This is a genomic window from Lysinibacillus irui, from assembly GCF_028877475.1.
Taxonomy (GTDB): Bacteria; Bacillota; Bacilli; order Bacillales_A; family Planococcaceae; genus Lysinibacillus; species Lysinibacillus irui.
In genome coordinates this window covers 2473799-2496504 of record NZ_CP113527.1, presented here as the reverse complement: position 1 = coordinate 2496504, position 22706 = coordinate 2473799, and the positions used below count along the sequence as shown (strand labels likewise).

Below are 22706 nucleotides of genomic sequence, written 5' to 3'. Positions count from 1 at the left end.
ATACTAGTGTACGTCTTTTTTTCGTTCATTATGCATATAAGTAGACTAGATAAACTTTTTTCCAACTTAATACGTCAAAAAGAGGGGCAAAATTGTTAAGCAAGAGAGGACTTATGTATGGAAAAAAACATGAAACGCTCTAAAGAGAAAAAGAGCAAGAAAAAAATATGGCTGTGGATAGTCGGTAGCCTATTAGCAATTTTTTTAATTTTTATAGGGACTGCCTACTTTACCATCCAAAAAACCATGAATAAAATAAATACACCACTTATTCAAACAACAGATGCAGCACAACCAGAAGAAAAAACAGTGATCAAAAAAGAACCATTCTCGGTTCTGATGCTTGGGGTCGATGAACGTAAAGATGATAGTGGTCGTTCAGATACGATGATTGTGATTACTGTGAATCCAGAAAAGCAGACGATGAAAATGCTTAGTATTCCCCGTGATACTCGTACAGAAATTGTTGGTCATGACACCGTTGATAAAATTAATCATGCCTATGCCTTTGGTGGCGTTCCGATGGCTGTGGATACGGTGGAGAATTTTTTAAATATACCAATTGATTACTATGTATTTATTAATATGGAGGGCTTTTTGCAAATTATTGATACGCTTGGTGGTGTAACGATCAATAATGATATGGATTTAACCTATGACGAATACCATTACCCAGAGGGTGAAATTACGTTAAATGGTAATGAGGCGCTTATTTTTTCTCGTATTCGTTATGAAGATCCACGTGGTGATTTTGGTCGTCAAATTCGACAACGTCAAATTATTGAAGCTGTTATGAAAAAAGCCTCCACGCCATCTACATTATTAAAGGCAACAGATATGCTTAATGTGTTAGGCGATAATGTTCGCATGAACTTCTCAGTCAAAGACCTGATCCAGCTACAAAGTATTTATAAAAAAATGGATAAGGATATTGAGCAAATATCGTTTGAACAGGGAGAAGGTCAAAGGATTAATCGTATTTGGTACTACATTCCGAATGAGGAAGAGCTTCAAAAAATACAAACAGATCTAAACAATCATTTAAAAAGCAAGTAAGCGTGGTGCTTACTACACGTAGTGTCAACAAAGTAAATTTTTCGGCCATGAAGGGAGGGAGATGAATGAATGGGAGGACCCAGGTGCTTAGGTATACAGCGCTTAATCAGTGCATGCAAAGCTATGTACCTAAACGCAAAGTGCGAAGAAATCCAGTCCAATCAGCTATTAGAGGCCTACAACTATTATGTTTAAAATTGTATATGTAAAGATAAAAAATCATTCAGGTAGGGTGCATGCCTAGTTGAATGATTTTTTTTTAATGAATAGAGCTAGTTCATTTTTCAATGTAGCTTGAAAAATCAGAAAATTAAATGTATACTGATATTAGAAATGGTTAAAAGGAGTGATTGTGATGATTTTTGGCACAATATTATTAGCATTTGCACTACCAGTAGGTATCGTATTAGCAGTCGATTTATTGAACGAGCAGCGTCTCTCTGCTACACAATCCAACCATTCATAATGATTACACAACAGAAGGATAAATACTAGACAATGTTACGTTGTAGCAATTGTCTTTTTTTTTGATTTGGAAACAATTTGCGTGATTCATTCGTCAATAGTATATAGAAAATGTTATACTATTAAAAAAACAGTATCGGGGAATGAGCATGCAAGAGGAAAAAACAACAAATTTAAAAAAAGAAATACTATCCTACATCAAGATTATTGTCATTACGGCTGTTGTCGTTTTTGGCTGTAAGCAGTTTTTATTTGCGCCAATTAAGGTGCAGGGAGCTTCGATGTACCCGACGTATCATGATAAGGATATTATTATTGTAAGTAAAACAAGTAAAATTGAACGATTCGATCAAATTGTTTTCCAATCTCCTACCGAGGATGAACTCTATATTAAAAGAGTAATAGGTCTTCCAGGGGATAAAGTTGAAATGAAAGATGATGTATTGTATGTAAATGGGAAAGCATACAAAGAAGATTATGTTAATCGTGAAACAGATGATCCTAATCAATTACGCATTACAGAAAATTTTACTTTGGAACAATTAGTTAATGAAAAAGAAGTACCAAAGGGCATGTATTTTGTGCTTGGGGACAACCGTTTAAAAAGTTTTGATAGTCGCCACTACGGTTTAATTTCAGAGGACGCTGTTTATGGTGAATCTAAAGCAATACTATATCCATTTAGCCATTTTCATATCGGTTCAAAATAATGAAAAAGAGGCCACTCCTTTGAGTGACCTCTTTTAGTTTTTTGGTAAATCTGTACAGCTCTTATACGTAGGGTAATAGACACAAACTCTTGAATTTTCAACAGTTTCTTTTATAGGCAATACCTTACTTTTCACGGGAGAGCTAATAGCTGGTTCTTCGATTGTGAGCTCTTCTACTACTAATTCTACGCCATAAAATAGTATTAAAAAATAGCAGACAAATCCTACTATACGCAAACAATCACCTCGTAAAATAGTTAGTATATGTTAATATGTATGGTCAAATTCATTAAAATATAAGCGGAATTTCGAAATTTTCTCTCGATTCGGCAGTTTTATAAGATCATTTAATTCTATAAAAAAAGCTATTGTCAACGAAATTTTGATGTGCTACTATAGCTAAAGTAAATATTTGATCTGTATAACCTCAATAATATGGATTGAGGGTCTCTACCAGGAACCATAAAATCCTGACTACAAAACTTTGCTTCATTTTTGTAGTCAGGATTTTTTTATGTTGATTCAGCCGTTAGTTTGTAGCGTACCGAAGCGTACCTTGCGGCGTAATGCATAAAAAAATCTCCTGCAAAAATGAAAGTGTAACGAAAGGGAGATTACGATGAATTGGAGAGTTTATATTCTTGCGGTGACTACCTTTGCAGTAGGGTTAGTTGAATTAATTGTTGGTGGGATACTGCCAAATATTGCAGAGGATTTACATGTATCTTTAGCAACAGCTGGGCAATTAATTACGATTTTTGCACTGGTTTATGCTATTTCTGCGCCTGTCCTGTTATCCTTGACAGCTAAGGTGGAAAGGAAGCGCTTATTCTTAATATCATTATTTATTTTCACGTTAGGTAACTTAATGACCTTCTTTAGTACAACGTTCATTATTGTGCTAATTGCCCGTATTTTCACAGCGATGAGCACAGCATTAGTCATTGTATTATCTTTAACGATTACGACAAAAATTGTTGAGCCTAAACATCGTGCCAAGGCGTTAGGACTCGTTTTCATGGGTGTAAGCTCTGCGCTTGTCATTGGTGTACCAATGGGTATTTTTATAACAGAAGCTTTCGGTTGGCGAGCTATATTTTTAGGCATTAGCATTCTGTCAACACTTTCCATGATTTTAATTGCCTTATTACTTGAAAAAATGCCAATCGGAGAAGTAGTGCCACTGAAGGCACAAATCAAATCTTTAGCTAATTTAAAAATCCTTACAGCTCAGTTAACTACGTTGTTTATGCTAGCAGGACATTACATGCTCTACGCTTATTTAACACCTTTTTTAGTAGAAGCATTTGATATGAGTCCTTCATGGATTAGTATTTGTTACTTAATCTTCGGTATTGCCTCTGTTAGTGGGAACGCAGTAGGAGGCTGGGTGAGTGATAAAATTGGCACGAGTAAAGCCATTATTTTGATTGTGTCTGCCTTTGCTATAGTTTTATTCAGTATTCCTTACACGATCATTGCTTTACCGCTATTTTTAGTGTTTACAGTTTTATGGGGTGCATTAAGCTGGGCATTGACACCACCATTACAAAATTATTTAATTCAAACTGATCCTAAATCATCCGATATTCAGCAGAGCTTAAATACAGCTGCCCTTCAAATTGGGATATCCATTGGATCAGCAGTTGGAGGCGCCATGTTTGCTTTGACTGATTCTGTTATGCATTTAGCGAGCTTTGGAACGATTCTAGTTCTCTGTGCATTAGGTTGTGCTATTTTCTCTATTAAAAGAGCGCCACTTGGACAGGAGCAGCATGGAGATTATCAATCAGCCCACCACAACTCATAATAGAAACAACCTAAAAGGTATTGGGGAAGCTATCTCCAATACCTTTTTAGCTTGATTTAGCAGAGGTTTTGGATCTATTAACTGCAATTATGCTAAGACTTAGTTTGATTGAATCTATGTTTGTATCTCTTTCAAAATTAATTTCTCTATGAATTCTAAGCATACTCTAAATACATATGGAATAGATTGTTGTAGTTAATGAATTTTATAGGAGTTTGAGATTTAAGTGCGCTTACTATTTTCAAGAAAAATAGTAGGAGCTCTTCAAATCTTGTAAATGGAAGGAGAACCCAATGACTGAATATCATCAACAATCGTCTGCTGAAGTCATGAAGATATTGAGCGTCACCCCACAAGGCTTGACCGATGATGACGTCCAAAAAAGGCAACAGGTCTATGGCTATAATGTATTAGAGGAAGGAAAAAAAACAAGTACGTGGGCTGTATTTTTCGGACAATTTAAAGATTTATTAGTTATTATATTACTCGTTGCGGCCTTCGTTTCATTTCTACTAGGGGAAGTAGAAAGTACGATTGTTATTATGATTGTAGTGATTTTAAATGCTATTTTAGGTACTGTACAACATGTAAAAGCAGAACAATCTCTAGACAATCTGAAAGCGTTGACCTCTCCCATTGCCAAAGTCATGCGTAACAATCAACTAATGCAGATTCCTTCGGAGGAAATTGTGATAGGAGATCTTCTGATATTGGAGGCGGGCGATTACATCAATGCAGATGGCAGACTACTAGAATGTCATAATTTACACATTAATGAAAGTTCCCTAACAGGTGAATCGATTGCTGTAGCCAAAAGTACAGATCCTATACGAAAAAATAATGTGACCATTGCTGATAAGAAGAACATGGTGTATTCAGGAAGCTTTGTAACTAATGGCCGTGGTATTGTAATGGTGACGGCAATCGGCATGCAGACAGAAATCGGCAAAATTGCGAATTTACTCGATACAGCCAAGGAGAAGAAAACGCCCCTACAAATTAGTCTTGATCAATTCGGTGAAAAATTAGCATTAGGGATTACACTCATTTGTTTAGCTATTTTTACAATTGACCTTATTCGAGGACGAGCCTTAGTTGAATCATTTATGTTTGCAGTCTCCCTTGCTGTTGCAGCAATCCCAGAGGCGCTAAGTTCCATTGTGACTATCGTATTAGCTTTTGGCACGCAGAAGATGGCGAAGGAAAATGCGATTATCCGTAAGCTTTATGCGGTGGAAAGCTTAGGAAGTGTTTCAGTTATTTGTTCTGATAAAACAGGGACCTTAACAGAAAATAAAATGGTGGTACAAGAAGTCTTTGTCGACCAGAAAAAGATACCACATGATTGGCTTAATCCAACAAATCCAGTGGAAAAAGAGCTGATGATCAAGGCACTTTTATGTAGTGATGCTGTAGAGCGAGATCAGAAAGAAATCGGCGACCCTACCGAAATTGCTCTTGTGAAATTAGGAAAGCAGTATGGCCTTGATGAACTGAAAATTCGAGAGCAATATAAACGCTTGGCTGAAATTCCATTTGATTCGGCAAGAAAGCTTATGAGCACGGTAAATCAGATGGACAAGCAAACGGTGATGATTACGAAAGGGGCATTGGATGTACTCTTGCCCAAAGTAACGAGAATCAAAACATCCACAGGCATTTTTGAAATGACCGCACAGCAGCGTCAGAAAATTGAAGCGGTCAATCGTGACTTTTCAATGAATGGTTTACGTGTGCTGGCCATTGCGTATAAAGATGTTTTCCCTCAGCAAAGCGTTGATACAAGAGCTGAACGTGACTTAATCTTTGTCGGCTTAGTTGCGATGATGGATCCTCCAAGAAAAGAATCGAAAGAAGCAGTGGAAAGCTGTATAAATGCAGGCATTAAGCCCGTTATGATTACCGGTGACCATAAAATTACAGCTACGGCGATTGCCCAACAAATTGGTATTTTACAAAATCCAGAAGAAGCGATTGAAGGACACGCCCTTGATGGTTTAACAGATCAAGAGTTACAAGATAAAATTGATGATTATTCTGTCTATGCTCGTGTTACACCGGCACAAAAAATTCGAATTGTAAAAGCCTGGCAGGATAAAGGTCATGTTGTTGCTATGACAGGGGATGGTGTCAATGATGGACCTGCCTTGAAACAAGCAGATATTGGTGTCGCAATGGGGGTAACAGGTACAGAGGTTGCAAAAGATGCCTCATCGATGATTTTAACCGATGATAATTTTTCGACGATTGTTAAGGCAATCGCTAATGGTCGTAGTATTTATACGAATATAAAAAATGCTATTCTATTCTTATTATCTGGTAATGCTGGAGCTATTTTTGTTGTGTTATATGCAACGGTGTTAGGCCTACCTGTTCCTTTTGCGCCTGTCCATCTATTATTCATCAACTTATTAACGGATAGTTTGCCAGCTATCGCCATTGGGTTAGAGCCCAATAATAAGAAAACGATGAAGGACAAGCCTAGAAATATTCATACACCTTTATTAAATAAAGCCTTTACGACACAAGTAGTATTAGAAGGTATTTTAATTGCCATCTCCACCATTATTGCTTTTCAAATTGGTCTATCGACAGGCGATACGTTAACAGCTAGCACAATGGCCTTTACAACACTGTGTTTATCCAGATTAGTGCATGGTTTCAACTCCAGATCCAAAGAGTCGATTTTCGCTATTGGTGTATTCTCGAATAAATATACATGGCTCGCTTTCTTAATCGGTGTGCTCAGCCTACACTTTGTCTTGTTTATGCCAATGCTCACAACAGTCTTTGAGGTTGCCCCATTGACGATTGCACAGCTAGGCTTCATTTATAGCTTATCTGTATTACCATTCCTCGTAAATCAATGGTATAAGCTTCTGTTCGTTAGGAGACGATAGTAAGTTAAAAAAAGAAGCTTCCGTTATGGATGAAACGGATGCTTCTTTTTAGCGTGGACGAGCCTCTAACCAACCTTTACGCTGACTATAGTCAATCAATTTTGATCCCAGTAGTGAATAACGCATATGAAGTTCACCATATTTTGTTAAATGGAGCTTCTTCACTGACAGATCGAGTGCTTGACTTACGGAAATTAAAGAGGAGGCGATATTCATGGATAAAATCGCACTAATTTCACCATCATTAATCATCGATTTGCCGCGAAGGTCTGTTATTTTCATCGTATTATACTCGATGGATGTAGTAGGTGCCAAGACGCCATTTTCCTTAAGTAACAATGTCAGGTGCTTATTTTCCTCTTTTAAACATTGAATAAACTCCAGGATCATTATCTTTAATTGTTTATCACGCGTATGCTTAAAAAAGGCATGGCTTGAAGCAATATATCCTTGATTGACACCAAGCTGTGACCAAAGCTTAAAAATCTCCTTAAATCGTAATGATGCTAGATTGTCTTTTAACATTGAGACACTTCCTAACTCTTAGGTTATCTAAGATTAGGATGGACAAGAAATGACATTCTATTCATCTTTTACAATAAAAGTTTACTAAGAGAACGTACTAATAATATGTGCCATAGGGATACGGATGTGGATAAGGGTAACGATATGGATACGGATAAGGACATGGTTTCATATAGTGCTTTGGCTTCGTTTGTTTATCGGTTGCTGATTTGACATGATTACAGCCTTTTGCTGGACCAATATAAGTTGTTGGAACAACCGGTGCAATGGTTTTCTTCCATTGTTCCTCATCTAAACAATACGTGTGAGCCATAATATTAGCTGGAGTAAATTTCAATATATCAGAGCCTAAAATGACTTCTGGTGTTGGCGCATCGAAAATAGCGAGTAAATGGGTGTCATCTTCTGTCGCTATTTCATAATGCCACCAGCCCTGTGGTACATTAGCGACTTGCCCAGGCTTGATTGGATAGTTTTGAATTTTCTTCGTAAAGGGATTCAATAGGGAAACTGTCGCCGCCCCAGTAATACAATAGACAAGCTCAGCTGCATTTTGATGGTAATGTGGCTCAACAACATTATCTTCACTTAAAAAAATATCGAGTAAAGATACATTTTCTAATGTATTTAATTGTTCCACGCCAAGCACATTAATATAATTTCGTGAATCCTTTTTAAAAAGCGTACTTTTGTTGACATCAAAAGTGAATTCCGCAGACGGGGAGGAATAATCAATATTTGTGTTTATAGTTACATCCTTTCTCACTTCAATTGTACTCTTCATTATCACCATAGAGTATGTTTCTATTATTGCTAGGCTTACACAAATGCCTAGCTCTCAGTGGGAACTCCTGCTTCATCTGCCTTTTTAAAGTTACCTAAAATTACCACTTCTATTTAAGAAAGTACATACGTATAATAAAAAACGAACATTTGTTCTTCTTCAGAGAGCTATGTTTACGAACTACAGTAAGTAAAGGAGCATTCAACATTATTATCATCAATGGTCATGTAATGGATACCTAGAAAATATGGAATGCTAGCTTTATTACGAGTTGCTTCCTATACAAAAGTGGGCACGGTGTTTCACGCAATGGCTTATATGGCGGACACTTGCTTAAGGAGTGGAGAAAATGATAAAAGATAGAGGAACAATGAAGTGGACAGCGATGATGTTACCAGAGCATTTAATGCTTTTGAAAGAATGGAAACAAGAGGTGTTTACAGAGCCACCTCGTGAACGCACTGAATGGGAGCTTGAAGAATTACAGCAAACGATCTCGCGAGCAATTGTTCAACATAACTATATTATGTTAACTATATGGGATCAGGCTCATTATGTTCAATGGGGAGGCTTCATTCAGGCGATGCATGAGGAGGAGCTACTACTAGAAACTATCACCACAACAAAGCATATCCCCTTAAGGTATATTTATGCTGCCCATATAGAAGATGATGTACTTGATTAATGGAGAGCAACAATGATTAGTACATTAATGTTTACAGCTCGACTTAGCAGTGAAATCATTGCGGCATATTTAACAATGGCAGAGGATTATGTTCACATTAAACGTCAGCTTGCCCAAACGATTATTTTAGCGATGCGCGGAATGCTACCATAGGAAATGATGAGGTGTTACGCTATCCATTCAAGTATTAAAAACCGAGGTGAGCTTGTGTTAAAACAATTTAACATCACTCATTTGAACAAAGCAAATGAGTGATGGTTTCTTTAAAGTGGTAACTGCATAACAATTTGCTCACCAATAGGCCCCATTCTTCTTTCACCGTTATCGATAAAGCCCACTTTGTGATAAAGATGCTGTGCGGCGATATTTTTGTGATTGACGACTAACACCACTTCATTACATTCATTAAAATGTTGCTTCACAAAGTCAGCAAGTGCAAACATTGCTTTTTTAGCATAGCCCTTACCTTGTTGTTGATGATCGATGGATAAGGCAGTTAACAACATAGCATTAGGGTTTGTAGAATATTCTTTTACCCTGTCAGTTGCATGAAGAACAAAAAAGCCAACTGGCACATGATCACTTAATATGACGATAGGATATTGTCCAACCGTCTCTATGGAAATTTCTTTTGGAAGGGCTGTAAATTGGTGTTGGTCTTCCGGTAGTTCAAAACTATGTAACTGCTCCACATAATCTTCTGAAAAATGTACTAATTCAATGTTCGCTGTTTTTTGCATAAAAAAGCCTCCTTTTTTTATTATTCTAACTACAGAACAGGTGTTCGTCAAGGAGGCTTGTATAAAAATAATGTCAGCTAGGATAGTTTAACTTAAAAAATTACCAAAAAATAAAATGAAGGAGATACTGATTATTAGGATAAGTGTGATCAACATTGTTATGATCCCTCGTAGCAAGGTTGCTAAATTTTTTACATCTTTCATTCCAACAAAGCTGAGGTAGAAACAGGTAATGGACAAGAGTAGAGTCAACGTCAATGGATGAAAATGAAGTTGTGTAACAAAAAAGTCTTTCATTGTGCCTGAAAGAAAAAATAGTAGGATGCAGCCTAAAGATAAAACAAATGACCAGAAATTTAAATTAATTCCCATTGTTTTCCTCCCTCCTATAGAACGAATTTGTCTTATGAATGTTCCGATGATTCCGTTTGATAGGGTAAAAGGATAAAACAGCGAAACGTGGAATGACAAAAAGAGGTCACTTGGACGAAAGTGACCCCAAATACCAATAAAAGGAGTGTACGTAAAGTTGAAAGAACTTTACACTACTATTAGTATGATGAGCTAGCGTTTTAAGATAGTTATCTATCTTAAGCGCTAGCTTTTAATTTCGATTAAATGACTTTAAGTATTGAAAAATCGCTGTGAGAAATACTCCAATTAAAAAGGACAGTAGATAACTTGTATGTCAACTAAGAAGTGCCAATAAAAAAAACATCCTAGATGGATGTCTTTAGTATAATGGCTGCTGCATCTGACAAGGTGGAAAGCCATTTACATCTTGAATCATATGAAAATCGTATTGTTTTAAGGCAAATTGGCTTTGATACAAATATTCGAGGACATGAAGCTTTCCACCTGAAACGCCGCAGAGGACACCAGAAGTACCCTGCCCATTTGTAAAAGAAACACCGACTGGCCGCCCGATTAAATAGGGGATCTCGTGTTGCCAAGGCACAATTACCACTCCTTTCAATGTAATATATGAAAGAAGTGGTAATAGATGTGGAGGTCAAATACCTAAAAATGGGAGTCGTTTTGTCAGTAGCTTTTAACGATGAAACAATATACTCTTCTAATTATATTAACAGCCAATGGAAGACTATTGGTATTTTGGTGTATATGGTATATTATGCATATAATTAGAAAAAAGGGGGATTTTTCTTGAGAAAATATACAAAGTTTGCATAGCAAAGGCTATTGCAAAAAAATGAATGACAATAGCCTTTGCTCTTCCTAAAAACAATCTATACATTTAGGAGTGCAATATGAGCTATAAAAAAGCAAAGCATATTTTACCTGCCGAATTGTTAGCATTAATTCAAGAGTATGTGGATGGTGAATATATTTATATTCCAAGGAAAGAAGAACATAAAAAGAACTGGGGAACTAATACGACCACAAGAACGGAACTGGATTTGAGAAACGCCAGTATTTATCATGATTTTTTAGCAGGAATGGATAGTGAGACGCTAGGTGAAAAATATTATTTATCACGTAAGAGTATTCAAAGAATTATTTTAAAAGAAAAAAGAAGGGCATTAAACAATCAGTCATTGCGATTTTAAATTGCAGTGGCTTATTTTTTTTTATGAAATATCGATGAGGTATGATCCGTGATGATATTCAGATATTCTTAAATAAGGCTATCTATTATTCGTGAAAAGGGAGAGAAATATGAAATTTACTAAATTATTGGGAAACTCATTTCCAACCATTCAAACTGAACATATGCGATTAAGGCAGTTAAAACATGAAGATGCACCAGCCTTATACAATTATTATTCAAATGAAAATGTTTATTGTTATCTAGATTGGAATGGGCCTGAGAGCTTAGAAAAAAGTTATGAGGTTATTAAAATATGGAATGAAGGCTATGAAAAGGGCTGGATTATTCGTTTTGCCATTGCTGACAACATCACAGATGAAGTGATAGGTACCATTTTTTTAAGTAATTTTGAAGGCAAGCGTGCTGAAATAGGGTACGAATTATCAGAATCATATTGGCATAGGGGCATTATGACTGAAGCGGTGAATGAAGTATTGTCTATTGGATTTAATCAATTAGGTTTAGTGAGGATACAGGCAACTGTCGCCGCAGAAAACATAGCTTCAAGGACGTTACTAGCAAAATTTAATTTTAAGGAAGAGGGTTTTTTACGACAATATGAATGTCATAGTGTTACGGGGGAATGTAGAGATATGTTCATCTATTCTTTATTAAATTCGGAATTCTCCAAAAGGTAATACGAAAATAAGTAAATGACTACTTCTATAATAGAGAAAATTTTAATTTTGTACTAAAGAACAGCCAACTTAAAAGGATGGCTGTTTTTATACATATAGTAATCACAATATTTGCATGCATTAATTTAACTGAAGAAAGGAAAAATAGGTTTGTCTTGATAAAATATGAAGCGAAAGTAGGTTTGGAAATGGACAAGGATTTACATTACGGTTATGATTATAAATTTATACCGGCGACATCTGTAGGGAGCGGTATTGGCGTAGAAGTACGACCTGATTTATATCAATATACAATACAGATCGTCAATATTGTGCTGTACGGTCAAAATGCCAATGAATTTGTGTTAATAGATGCAGGTATGCCGAAAAGTGCGGAAGAAATCATTGCTGTAGCGGAAAATCGTTTTGGAGCCAATGCTCGTCCCAAGGCCATTATATTGACTCACGGTCATTTTGATCATGTGGGAGCCATTATTGAATTAATCAAACATTGGAATGTCCCTGTCTATGTGCATTCTTTGGAATTACCCTATGTAACGGGAGAACAAAATTATCCACAACCTGATTCTACAGTTAACGGTGGTTTGATTGCTAAAATGTCACCTATTTTTCCGCATGAATCAATTCAATTAGGGAGTAACGTGAGTGCTCTTCCTTCAGATGGTTCTGTCCCCCATATGCCAGGATTCCATTGGATTCATACGCCAGGGCATTCACCAGGACATATTTCTTTATTTAGAAGCGAAGATGGTGCATTAATTGTTGGAGATGCCTTTGTAACGGTGAAACAAGAATCTCTCTATAAAGTATTGACCCAGACAAAAGAAATTAGTGGTCCACCTAGATATTTGACAACGGATTGGCAAGCAGCTTATGAGTCAGTGAAAAAATTAAAGGAATTAAGACCTTCTGTTGCCATTACAGGACATGGTTTAGCAATGGAAGGAGAAGAATTGACAGAAAATCTTCAGAATCTTGTGGATGATTTTGACCAAATTGCTTTACCTAATCACGGTAAGTACCTCAATTAGCTGTAAAAAGGGCGGGATAGCACAGTACAAAAACATCTTGGGGGCGATGTTAAAGGTGCTATCCCGCCATTAATGTATGTTTGTATAGTAATTAACATAACCACTGTAAATAAATTGAAAAGCAATTGAAATATAGATTAAAAGCTAGAAGTAATAGATAGGAACAGGAAAAAACAGTGGGGTAAAAACTACCCACACTGTTTACTTATTAAAGTAGAGAATGGTACTTAGTGAGCAACTTGCCCGCCATCTACTCCGTATACATAACCGTTACAGAAGCTTGCAGCATCTGAAGAAAGGAAGACAACTACTTCAGCAATCTCTTCTGGTTTAGCAGAGCGACGCATTGGCACATTAGAAACAACCTCGTTCCATACTTCAGGACTATCTTTCCACATTTGTGTCATTGGTGTTTCTGTTAATCCCGGTGCTACAGCATTTACACGGATACCATCTTCTGCATGGTCAATAGCGGCCGCTTTCGTTAAGCCAGTAACTGCATGTTTGGCAGTAACGTATGGGGCCATATTTGGATCGGCAATTAAACCTGCTACAGATGCAGTGTTTACAATTGTACCACCACCATTTTTGATCATGTATTCAAGCTCATGTTTTACAGCAAAAAATACACCTTTAACATCCACTGCCATTACTTTATCAAAAGCCTCTTCTTCAATATCAACGAATTTGGCTGGCTTATTTAAAACACCTGCATTGTTGAAAGCGTGATGGAGTCCACCAAATTTTTCTACTGTTTGTTGTACTAATAATTTCAATTGATCAGCGTTTGTTACATCCGTTTTAAAAAATACAGCTTCTCCACCTTCTTGTTGGATTAGCTCAACCGTTTCTTGTGCACGATCATCGACATCTCCAATGGCTACTTTCGCACCTCGGCGAGCAAAAGCAAGTGCTGTAGCACGACCAATACCAGTAGCTGCTCCAGTTATTAAAACAACACGACCTTCGAAATCTTGTAAGTTCATATTTCCTGCCTCCTATTATTTAAAGAGCTTCTTGTTAACATGTGTAGTATAGCGTTCCTTAAAAATTGTATTCAATAATTTTGTAAGAATGAGCTTATTCCTTTATAGTAATAAGCATGAGAAGGGAGGACAAAAAATGCAACTAACACAAATAGAATATTTTTTAATGGTAGCCCGCTTAGAGCATATGTCAAAAGCAGCTTTGGAACTAGAAATTTCGCAGTCTTCCTTAAGCAAAACGATTGCGCGTTTAGAAGAAGATATTGGCGTACCACTCTTTGATCGAAAAGGGAAATCGATTCGCTTAAATGAATACGGCCGAATGTTTTATGAGAAGGCGGAAAAAGCGCTAGATGATTTATATGAGGCAAAGACAGAGATTCAAGAGCTAGCTAATATTAGAGAAGATAGTGTCGCCATTAATGTCATGAATTCAAAACTATTACCCAAATTGTTTTTTAATTTTTATAAAAAGCGCCCGAATGTTAAAATCCGTCAATATGTATTACCAGATAAATTAGCCCAACAAAAATTAATTTATGGTGAAATAGATTTAATGATTGTCATCAATCCGATTGCTGATCGAAGAATAGAATGGGTTCCACTATTTACAGAAGAGATTTTTTTAGTTGTTCCAAAAAATCATCCTCTTGCTGTAAAAGAAAGTGTTTCACTAATTGAGACCAAGGATGAGCTGTTTATTTTATCCGAAACAGAGCAAAATTTCAGAGCAACAGAAAACCAACTATTTGAAAAGGCAGGTTTTACTCCGCAAATTGCATTTGAAGGAGAAGATTTGTCAATCATTTTACAATTAGTGAATGAAGGAAAAGGCATCTCTTTTATTTTTAAAAATTCTTTTTTAGATCAGTATTTAGATAATGCCAAGATATTGAAAATTTCAGATCCTGAATGCTTTCAAACGGTAGGCATTGCTTGGAATAAAAATAGAAAGAGTTCATTTGTTGTCAATAGTTTTCGTGATTTCGCGATCACCTTTTTAAGTGATAAGAAATAGAATTAAGATTGGGTCGATTCACCACCATCTACATGTAATACTTGCCCTGTAACGTGCCTAGAATCATCCGATGCTAAATAGACAAATGTAGGAGCCACCTCAAAAGGCTGAGCCATACGGTTAAATAAATTAGTCCCATGTAGGGCGTTTTCATCTGAAGAGAAACTGGAAGGAATAAGTGGTGTCCAAATACGGCCTGGGGCTATCGCGTTTACGCGAATTTGCTTATTAGCAACGCTTTTTGCCAAGGAGCGAGTCCAGCCAACAATAGCTGCTTTTGTAGCCGTGTAATCAATTAATAAAGGTTCACCTGCATAAGCCACAACGGAAGCAGTACCAATAATAGAGCTTCCTGCTTTTAAATAGGGAAGGGCTGCTCTTGTCGTATAGAAATGAGAATAGACGTTAAGCTTAAAAGTTTCATCAAATTGTTCATCTGTGATGTCTGTAAGATCATTTTGCTGAAATTGAATACCGACATGATTACATAAAATATCTAAACGGCCAAAAGTGTTAATCGTTTCTAAAACAATGTCAACACATTGTTTTTTATGACGTAGATCCCCAGGAAGTAGCAAACATTTTTTGCCTAGTTCCTCAATTCTTTTTTTCGTTCTATTAGCATCCTCATGCTCATCTAAATAAGCAATGGCGATATCCGCTTCTTCCTTTGCAAAGGCAATGGCAGCGGCTGCGCCCATCCCACTATCACCCCCAGTAATAAGAGCAACTTTCCCCTTTAACTTGCCACTCCCTTTATAATGAGGGTTTTCAATGATAGGCTTTGGTACCATTAAGCTTTCTAGACCAGGCTGGCGTAATTGTCTTTGTTCGGGTTGTGTTAGAGGCACCTCTTTGTATTGTGTGATTTTACCATAAATAGGATAGTGTGGGTACGGATCGTCTTTTTTATTGTCCTCAAACCATTGTTGATAAAATTGAATTTGTTGTACTAATTCCTCGTAGTCTTTTGAATTCCAGTCATTTGGATTGTTGATAACCAATCCCTCCTTTTCATCATATACTATGAATGCTTACCTTTTTATGTTAAAGCATAGAAAATAGCTATGAATGCAACAGGGGGAGTGTCAAATGGAAATTGAATTTTTTCCAGAGGTTATGCGGTTATTAGAAAACGAAGCATACTCATTAAACATTCATTATTTGAATTATACTTGGCTCACACCGACCATTGGTGTTAGACCACCTTATTATAGTCAACCCATTTACGAGCCGTATTATCCAATAGTATAGTATGATGCAACTGTAGATTGAGTTCGGTGTTATGCCGAACTCTTTTTAAAGTAGGCTTTTTTTCCTTTTTTATTAGAAAAAATAGTTGAAATAAGGAGATCCTGAGATTAAATTTCATGGATTTTGCTAGGATAGCAATAGAAAAAAAGAAGAGAAGGTTTTATATGGAAAATAAAAAAATCATAAAAAAGGAAGCTAACCCGAAAGATGCTATTGTAGTGTTTACCTCCTTTTCATTCATTTGTTTAGCTATTATGTTTATGTTAATCGTGTACGAGGTAGTTAACATTGAGCAATACTTAACATTTAATCATCCTGCTCAATTACTTATGTATGTCATCATTGCTTCCTTTGCTTTAGTCTTATATGGCGTGATTTTAACGTATGTTGTACCCTCGAATGATATTGATGATACAAATAAGAGTTATCAAATGTATTCATTACACGAGATTTTCGCCTTTATGTTGTTAGGTGCTGTGTTTGAAGAGCTTCTGTTCAGAGGAATTATCCAAAATGTTCTTTACATTTGGCTGGATCATCAGTGGATGGCCATACTCATCACTACATGCTTGTTTTTAGCCATTCATGTTCAATACTTTAAAAAGCCAATCATGCTCCTGAATATTAGTATTCCAAGTCTGACGTTTAGCTGGCTTTATTTTAATACATACAATATTTTGGTCCCCATTATCGTCCATTTTCTGATGAACTTAGGGATAACACTTTTATTTAAATATAATGTTTTACGTGTTAAAAAATCCAACTGACAACTAACCCCATTCTCAAATGAGAACGGGGTTATGTTTGTTGAGCTTTTAAAATGAACTAACCTTTTTCTGCTTCACCTTTTTTACTTCTAAGTAGTAACGTCATGAATAAAAAAGTTGCTACCCAAAAAGAAAAGAAAAAATTTTCAAGTAAGGCCCAATCCCCATGAGTGAGATGATCATAAATCGTTGTAAATAAAAACAGTGTTACAAAGAACACGATATATAAACATTTTCCGAATGTAGTCAATGCAAGCACCTCTATTTGTAATGTATGTTAAATTGTCGATTCACTAGTAAAAGACCTATTGGAAGGCATTATTTTGATTGTCGTGGAAGAAGTAGAAGCCAAAAATTTAAAAATAGGCAAACAGAAGTATAGTTATTGTTAGCTATTATGGGTTTTTTTATACGAGATAATGAGAGATTGAAAAAAATTATTAACGGTAAAAAATGTGAAACTTCTAGGGGAAAGAGATCTTATATGTAAAAAGGAAGGATATTAATAAAAAGGAGTCGTATTAAACAGTTATATTCATTTTTGCGGTTATCAAAATATTGAAAGATAGGGGAATAGAACATGTCAAATAACGTAGGTTCTTTATTGGCGGATTATGAAGTGACCTTTGCAACGAGTAAAGAAGCAGACCAAATAGTTCATCTTTTAAAGGATGTAGCAAAATGGCTAAAGGAACAAGAAATCGATCAATGGGGATTTTTAGCTGCTGGAGGAGAAGATGATGAAATAAGGCAGGCGATCAGTAATAAGGACACTTTTATTGTTAAACGACATGAAGAGATTGTAGCAACATTTACGCTGTATGACACACCGAGCTCTTGGGACAAACATACTTGGGGACATGTAAATGATGAAGCCGTCTATCTTCATCGATTAGCTGTATCTCGTTCTAATATGGGCTCTGGTTTAGGAAAAGAATTATTACAATGGCTTGAACAGTATCTTAAAAAGGAAGGAAAAAATACGTTACGATTGGATTGCGTAGAGAAAAATAATAAATTAAATGATTTTTATCGTAGCAATGGTTTTGAACAAGTCGGCATTGGAGATGGGCATACTTTATTTCAAAAGAACTTATAGGTGAGGAATAAAAATTGGTACCATTTCATAACAAAAAGGAATCGATATTTCTTGTCGATTCCTTTTGGCGATAGTCTGAGCTGAAACCTGCTTGTATATTGTGTTATTGAATATCCTTTAAAGCATTGAAAAATTCATTAGCACCTTTTAGAATCTTGTATTCATAAAGAAATTTATTTTCTGTTTTAGTTGAATCGTTATCTAAATCTAGAAATGCAATTTGTTTTTTCTTTTCGGATACGTGCAATCCATAGCCTTTATTTGATTCGATGTTAATAGAATAATCCATATCTTCATAAGGAGTTGCACCGAGTGTTTTTTGTACTTGCAAGTTGTTTATCGCATCCATAATTTGTTTTTGTTGTTTTTCGTTTGTGACATTTACTCTTTCAGGATTTAGCGGTTCTGATTCAATTATAAGGATGTTTAAAGAAGTTGGTTTTTTATTTAAAATGGCATCTTCAAAAATATCTGCTACTGTATAAATTTTTTCAAATTCAGCTTTAGCAATGGCTTCATGTTTTTTTAACTCTTTATTTTCGTACACATCCCATACCATTAAGCCAATTACGACGGCAAGAACACTAATTGTTATGAAGAGTCGTTTCCTCATATTTTCCTCCTTTCCGGCCTTCGGTAAAATTATATCAAAAATGTTTAATTTTGTAAGTGTGGATTGGCATAAATAATCACTCATATAAACTAATAAGTAGTTATCTATTAGCCGTTTTTTGCACCACAAGTACCCCAGAAAAAAAGTATCTGCACCCAAATGTACCTCACATAAGAATACAAATACATACATATAAATAAAGGTAGTAGAAAAATAAGCATCGTAGAAACGTTGAGTTTAAGGGATCTGTTACATTGTAAATACACCCTCATAAAGTGAAATCTTAAGGAAATCTTCAGGTTCTACTAAGGAAAAATTTAAGATTAGCTGTGTATACTTATAAAAAAAGGAAATTCACGAAACCATTTGAAGATTTAAAACGTATTGGTAGTAGGAGAGAACATTGGAGTAGGTGAAGATATGGCACATACGATTTACATAGTATTAACCAAAACAGGCACATTATTATCGAAAGCAATTGGCATGTATACAGGCAAAGAGATGAATCATGCATCCATAGCCTTTGATGAGGGGCTATTTGAAATGTATAGCTTTGGTAGAAGACAATTAAATAATCCATTAAGTGGAGGTTTTTTACGAGAGGATGCGGAAAGAGGACTATTTGAATCCGCTGATTGTGTTATTTATCGTTGTCGGATATCTCATTATCAATATTTAGAGATGATGAAAATTGTTCGATATATGTATTGGAATCGAGATCGCTATAAATATAATTTTATCGGTCTTTTTGGGGTAGTGATGCAAAAGGAAGTGAGACGTGAGCGTGCTTATTTTTGTTCCCAATTTGTAGCGACGCTATTAAAAGTGGGCGGTTTAAAGATAGTCCAAAATCCAGCATTAATGACGCCTCATTGCCTAGCACAATTACCGTATTTAGAAAAAGTATACGCAGGGAAACTAGCAGACTATTTACATGCTGTACGTGAGCCTGCCATGATGTATGGCTAAGTCATCCGTTTTCTTTTCACCATGTTATTCAATACGTTGAAAATTGCATAATACTCAGGCTATCTTTTTGTTTAGTACGAAAAGATAGCCTGTTTACTGTCATTAGTCATATTTACCTTGTTCCGAATGAAAATAAACCTAGGTACTGAAAAACAGAAAATGAGTCCTATTCCTGTTAAAAGAGCTACCATAAAATTGGTATTATAACTATTAGGTATGTATGTGCAACGATTGAATGATCACCTAAGGAGGACTTAGAAATGAGCGAAGAAGTAACAGCAGTTGGATGGGATGCAATTGATCAGGCCTTAGCAAAAGTATATGGCGACCAGGAGCCTATGCATTATGGAACGATGATCCCTTATTCACTAGGCGGACAAGACCCTTTAGATGGGATAAGTGCCTATAAAAGTGAATCACCCATTCCACATTGGCATTTTGTTACATATGGATTCTCGGAATTATATGAAAAGGAATTGGAAAATAAGGAATACAGTGGGTATGGATTTGAATTGACATTTCGATTAGTGCGTCACGAGGACGAGGAGGAGCCACCTGCTTGGGCCTTAAACTTACTTCAAAATATGGGCAGATATGTTTTTAATAGTGGCAATGTTTTTAGAAAAGGCGATTATTTGGATGCCAATGGTCCTATTTGTCTTGATTCTGATACGCAATTAACCGCACTGGCCTTTACACATGACCCAGAGCTTGCAGAAATGGATACACCTAATGGCAAGATGGAGTTTATTCAAATGGTTGGTATTTCAGAGGATGAGCTTGAAGCGATGCAGACATGGAATACATTAGGGGTGTTAGAGGCGGGGATTGAGCAAATACCAAGCTATATTACTGATTTAACACGACCTTCTCTACTACAAAATCCCAAAGTACAAGAGGCAGTTGAGCGAGGAATAGAGGAAGAGGGGTCCAATACAGGCTTTCTTTTTGTCGATCAACTCGCTTGGGAAGAGGGGAAAAAGGGTTGGTTTCATAAACAATCCAATATTATGCAACTAGGAGCCAAGCAAGCGGAGGTTATAAGTAAATTATTACGAGGACGTCTATTAAAAAATAAGAATCTTAGCTTAGTTGGTCAACAAACTACAATCCTTTTTAAAGCGGATGATCAGGTGGGCTATCATGAGACTGAACAGGAAATTACCATAACATTAAACAAGGACGCGGTGGAGGAACTAAGTCAAAATCTTGTGCCGCAAGAAGGCCAATTTACTATATCTACGTTAGCAGGAGTGAGCTTTCAAATTTTGAAAACGCATATTAAAAATCAAGAAGGAGCGGTTGTGAAAACAATCGGATAAGGTGGATCTCTCGCTAGGCTTTTTAGCGGGAGATTTTTCGCTAAGCATGGAAAAGGAGGTTGTATGTTTGGAGCAATGTGTAGAACATTTTCTAGCAGATGTATGGGAGCAGCTTACGTCCATTTATCAACAAGAAAGTAAGAGAATACGTTCATTGAAAGGTCAAAGTCGACTACAAGCAGGCATTTTTAATTATTTAAAAGTTACTTGGAAAAAAGGAAAAACGCCTAACGGTACTATTTTTATTGATGTCTATGAGCCCTTTAGTTGGAGTGATAGTGCCTATAAGGTGGAGTCGGGTCCATACATACAAGAGTTTACAGAAAAAAGCTATATAGTAGAACTTTTTACGGCATTATGTACAAAAGTGGAAACGATTTTTCTATCAGAACAATACGGCCCTCGATTTTTTGATTACCACTTTCAAATCGTGCTTGAATTCGAACAGGATAATACGGTGTTCCATTATCAAGAGAAGCTGTTGAATAATCGCAAACTAGAGTTGACAAAAGAAGCGCTGACAACATTTATTGAAACAAAAGTGATGGCTAAGCTACCTGTGCGTCCAAGTGATAATGATGAATTTTTCTTCGCACAATATTTGGTCAATCCGCATTTTTTTCATCCAGTAGCTGATGAAATCGAACCACTAATTCGTCGACTACAAGAGAAGCATCTTGCCAACAAAGAACGTTTAGATAAATGGATTTATTATTATACTTCAGCATTTAAGCAGTGGGCAGAGGAGCATTTTTTAACGCACTATTTTGAACAAACAGGAGAGTATATTAAAGAGTGGGTGCTTAAAACTACTGATCGCCCTCCACAACTTGAGCAGGAACATATAGATTTTTTCCTGTATGTGGCGTTAAAAATAGGTCAGAAAGAGCCTGCTACTTGCCTAAAATACCTTGAGCTTGCCAAGCAGCTCGGCTCTCAGCAGGCAGTTGATTATTTGCAAACAGGGAGCGGTCGTTTTGAAAGCACGCGAAAGCGCGATGTTTTTCAAGGACAAGCGAATGATATATTGCAAACAATTGATATACGAATCATAGCAGAAGAGGAAGCGGCTTATCGAGAAGCACTTCATTATATCATTGATCTTCTAAAGGAAGGCTTTCCTAAAGGCTACAAGTTGTCATTGAAGTCTAAAGTAAAAAATTATCTTCCTATAAAAAAATTGGCTAAATCAAAGCTTCATCAGTTTTTTGCCAATTGCCTAGCATTTCCTACCCTTTTCCCTTTAATAGCGGACTATGCACAAGTAGCTATGGAAGAATTTGCTTGGTATCAGGATGTGGAGCCAAGTGAAAAATCAGCAATGCCGGGCACCTATGCAGTATTTGGATTAGGCCTTTCTAGTGATGCCTATTTCTCGCTTATCCAAACCTACATGGCGCTCGTTGATATAGAGCATCAGTCTGTGCAAGATGGTTATGCAGAGGCCTTTATAGAAGCTCATGGCCTCTCAGTAGAGCTAATGCCTGTTTTGGTAGCCATATTAATGGGTTCGAATGAATCGGCTAAGCCACTAAAAGGCATTGATATGTGGCAGCCAAACTTACTTGGGGCTCTTGTGCAAGAGTTAGAAAATAAGAAGGACTACGAGCGAGAAGTTGTGTTATACCGACTATTTGGTAATCCAAAGAAGCTAGCCCAGCGTAGGAAGCAAGAAGAAACATCGAGTAAGGAGCTAGATAGAATATTACAATGGATGAATTAAAT

At 36.4% G+C, this 22706-nt stretch carries 25 protein-coding genes and 1 riboswitch; of the genes, 17 read left to right on the top strand and 8 right to left on the bottom strand.

The genetic code is table 11. The features are described 5' to 3' along the window. Positions 1-117: 117 nt before the first annotated feature. The 3 genes from OU989_RS12675 to lepB all read left to right on the top strand — a co-directional run bounded on the left by OU989_RS12675 (position 118) and on the right by lepB (position 2231). On the top strand, positions 118-1056 hold the full coding sequence (locus tag OU989_RS12675) for an LCP family glycopolymer transferase (RefSeq protein WP_274793401.1): 939 nt from the start codon (positions 118-120) through the stop codon (positions 1054-1056). A gap of 355 nt (positions 1057-1411) precedes the next feature. Next, positions 1412-1522 carry a transcriptional regulator gene (locus OU989_RS12670; protein ID WP_274793400.1) on the top strand — a complete coding sequence of 37 codons (111 nt, stop codon included), beginning with the start codon at positions 1412-1414 and terminating at the stop codon, positions 1520-1522. Between the two features lie 148 nt (positions 1523-1670). Next, the gene (gene lepB, locus OU989_RS12665; protein WP_274793399.1) at positions 1671-2231 is read left to right on the top strand and encodes a signal peptidase I; all 561 of its coding nucleotides are present in this window, start codon (positions 1671-1673) and stop codon (positions 2229-2231) included. 33 nt (positions 2232-2264) lie between these two features. Here lepB and OU989_RS12660 read toward each other — a convergent pair whose 3' ends face one another. After that, a complete protein-coding gene (locus OU989_RS12660; RefSeq protein WP_274793398.1) occupies positions 2265-2468 on the bottom strand; it encodes a hypothetical protein in 204 nt (67 codons plus the stop codon). A 160-nt stretch (positions 2469-2628) separates the two neighbouring features. After that, positions 2629-2728: riboswitch (purine riboswitch) on the top strand. A gap of 122 nt (positions 2729-2850) precedes the next feature. On the opposite strand from OU989_RS12660, the gene OU989_RS12655 reads away from it, so the two are divergent. Both OU989_RS12655 and OU989_RS12650 read left to right on the top strand, forming a co-directional pair. Then, positions 2851-4041, top strand: a complete 1191-nt coding sequence (locus OU989_RS12655; protein WP_274793397.1) for an MFS transporter — start codon at positions 2851-2853, stop codon at positions 4039-4041. Positions 4042-4334: 293 nt separating this feature from the next. Then, entirely contained in the window at positions 4335-6941 is a 2607-nt protein-coding gene (locus OU989_RS12650; protein WP_274793396.1) for a cation-translocating P-type ATPase, read from the top strand. A 48-nt stretch (positions 6942-6989) separates the two neighbouring features. Here the strand turns inward: OU989_RS12650 and OU989_RS12645 are convergent, their stop codons facing one another. Both OU989_RS12645 and OU989_RS12640 read right to left on the bottom strand, forming a co-directional pair. Next, on the bottom strand, positions 6990-7466 hold the full coding sequence (locus OU989_RS12645) for a DUF3231 family protein (protein ID WP_274793395.1): 477 nt from the start codon (positions 7464-7466) through the stop codon (positions 6990-6992). A 97-nt stretch (positions 7467-7563) separates the two neighbouring features. Next, positions 7564-8250: a cupin domain-containing protein gene (locus tag OU989_RS12640; RefSeq protein WP_396631799.1), complete on the bottom strand. Its 687-nt coding sequence runs from the start codon at positions 8248-8250 to the stop codon at positions 7564-7566. Positions 8251-8599: 349 nt separating this feature from the next. On the opposite strand from OU989_RS12640, the gene OU989_RS12635 reads away from it, so the two are divergent. Both OU989_RS12635 and OU989_RS12630 read left to right on the top strand, forming a co-directional pair. After that, positions 8600-8935 carry a YolD-like family protein gene (locus OU989_RS12635; protein ID WP_274793394.1) on the top strand — a complete coding sequence of 112 codons (336 nt, stop codon included), beginning with the start codon at positions 8600-8602 and terminating at the stop codon, positions 8933-8935. A 12-nt stretch (positions 8936-8947) separates the two neighbouring features. Further along, entirely contained in the window at positions 8948-9088 is a 141-nt protein-coding gene (locus tag OU989_RS12630) for a hypothetical protein (protein WP_274793393.1), read from the top strand. Between the two features lie 110 nt (positions 9089-9198). Here OU989_RS12630 and OU989_RS12625 read toward each other — a convergent pair whose 3' ends face one another. Further along, positions 9199-9675: a GNAT family N-acetyltransferase gene (locus tag OU989_RS12625; protein WP_274793392.1), complete on the bottom strand. Its 477-nt coding sequence runs from the start codon at positions 9673-9675 to the stop codon at positions 9199-9201. Positions 9676-10408: 733 nt separating this feature from the next. Continuing rightward, on the bottom strand, positions 10409-10633 hold the full coding sequence (locus tag OU989_RS12620) for a hypothetical protein (protein ID WP_274793391.1): 225 nt from the start codon (positions 10631-10633) through the stop codon (positions 10409-10411). 310 nt (positions 10634-10943) lie between these two features. Here OU989_RS12620 and OU989_RS12615 point away from each other — a divergent pair, with 310 nt between their 5' ends. From OU989_RS12615 to OU989_RS12605, 3 genes are all read left to right on the top strand, one after another. Then, the gene (locus tag OU989_RS12615) at positions 10944-11243 is read left to right on the top strand and encodes a CD3324 family protein (protein WP_274793390.1); all 300 of its coding nucleotides are present in this window, start codon (positions 10944-10946) and stop codon (positions 11241-11243) included. A gap of 109 nt (positions 11244-11352) precedes the next feature. Further along, positions 11353-11922 carry a GNAT family N-acetyltransferase gene (locus OU989_RS12610; RefSeq protein ID WP_274793389.1) on the top strand — a complete coding sequence of 190 codons (570 nt, stop codon included), beginning with the start codon at positions 11353-11355 and terminating at the stop codon, positions 11920-11922. 188 nt (positions 11923-12110) lie between these two features. Next, on the top strand, positions 12111-12953 hold the full coding sequence (locus tag OU989_RS12605) for an MBL fold metallo-hydrolase (protein ID WP_274793388.1): 843 nt from the start codon (positions 12111-12113) through the stop codon (positions 12951-12953). 227 nt (positions 12954-13180) lie between these two features. Here OU989_RS12605 and OU989_RS12600 read toward each other — a convergent pair whose 3' ends face one another. Further along, positions 13181-13939: an SDR family NAD(P)-dependent oxidoreductase gene (locus tag OU989_RS12600; protein WP_274793387.1), complete on the bottom strand. Its 759-nt coding sequence runs from the start codon at positions 13937-13939 to the stop codon at positions 13181-13183. A 136-nt stretch (positions 13940-14075) separates the two neighbouring features. Here OU989_RS12600 and OU989_RS12595 point away from each other — a divergent pair, with 136 nt between their 5' ends. Beyond that, a complete protein-coding gene (locus tag OU989_RS12595; RefSeq protein ID WP_274793386.1) occupies positions 14076-14957 on the top strand; it encodes a LysR family transcriptional regulator in 882 nt (293 codons plus the stop codon). Positions 14958-14959: 2 nt separating this feature from the next. Here OU989_RS12595 and OU989_RS12590 read toward each other — a convergent pair whose 3' ends face one another. Then, positions 14960-15961 carry an SDR family oxidoreductase gene (locus OU989_RS12590; protein WP_274793385.1) on the bottom strand — a complete coding sequence of 334 codons (1002 nt, stop codon included), beginning with the start codon at positions 15959-15961 and terminating at the stop codon, positions 14960-14962. A gap of 88 nt (positions 15962-16049) precedes the next feature. Here OU989_RS12590 and OU989_RS12585 point away from each other — a divergent pair, with 88 nt between their 5' ends. The 3 genes from OU989_RS12585 to OU989_RS12575 all read left to right on the top strand — a co-directional run bounded on the left by OU989_RS12585 (position 16050) and on the right by OU989_RS12575 (position 18077). Next, on the top strand, positions 16050-16211 hold the full coding sequence (locus OU989_RS12585; protein WP_274793384.1) for a hypothetical protein: 162 nt from the start codon (positions 16050-16052) through the stop codon (positions 16209-16211). Positions 16212-16375: 164 nt separating this feature from the next. After that, positions 16376-16978, top strand: coding sequence for a CPBP family intramembrane glutamic endopeptidase (locus OU989_RS12580; RefSeq protein WP_274793383.1), 603 nt, complete (start codon positions 16376-16378; stop codon positions 16976-16978). A 580-nt stretch (positions 16979-17558) separates the two neighbouring features. Beyond that, positions 17559-18077: a GNAT family N-acetyltransferase gene (locus tag OU989_RS12575; protein WP_274793382.1), complete on the top strand. Its 519-nt coding sequence runs from the start codon at positions 17559-17561 to the stop codon at positions 18075-18077. 103 nt (positions 18078-18180) lie between these two features. Here OU989_RS12575 and OU989_RS12570 read toward each other — a convergent pair whose 3' ends face one another. Beyond that, a complete protein-coding gene (locus tag OU989_RS12570) occupies positions 18181-18690 on the bottom strand; it encodes a hypothetical protein (protein ID WP_274793381.1) in 510 nt (169 codons plus the stop codon). A 420-nt stretch (positions 18691-19110) separates the two neighbouring features. On the opposite strand from OU989_RS12570, the gene OU989_RS12565 reads away from it, so the two are divergent. From OU989_RS12565 to OU989_RS12555, 3 genes are all read left to right on the top strand, one after another. Then, positions 19111-19659, top strand: coding sequence for a hypothetical protein (locus tag OU989_RS12565; RefSeq protein WP_274793380.1), 549 nt, complete (start codon positions 19111-19113; stop codon positions 19657-19659). A 260-nt stretch (positions 19660-19919) separates the two neighbouring features. Further along, entirely contained in the window at positions 19920-20981 is a 1062-nt protein-coding gene (locus OU989_RS12560; protein ID WP_274793379.1) for a suppressor of fused domain protein, read from the top strand. A gap of 67 nt (positions 20982-21048) precedes the next feature. Beyond that, on the top strand, positions 21049-22704 hold the full coding sequence (locus OU989_RS12555) for a DUF6138 family protein (RefSeq protein WP_274793378.1): 1656 nt from the start codon (positions 21049-21051) through the stop codon (positions 22702-22704). Positions 22705-22706 lie beyond the last annotated feature (2 nt).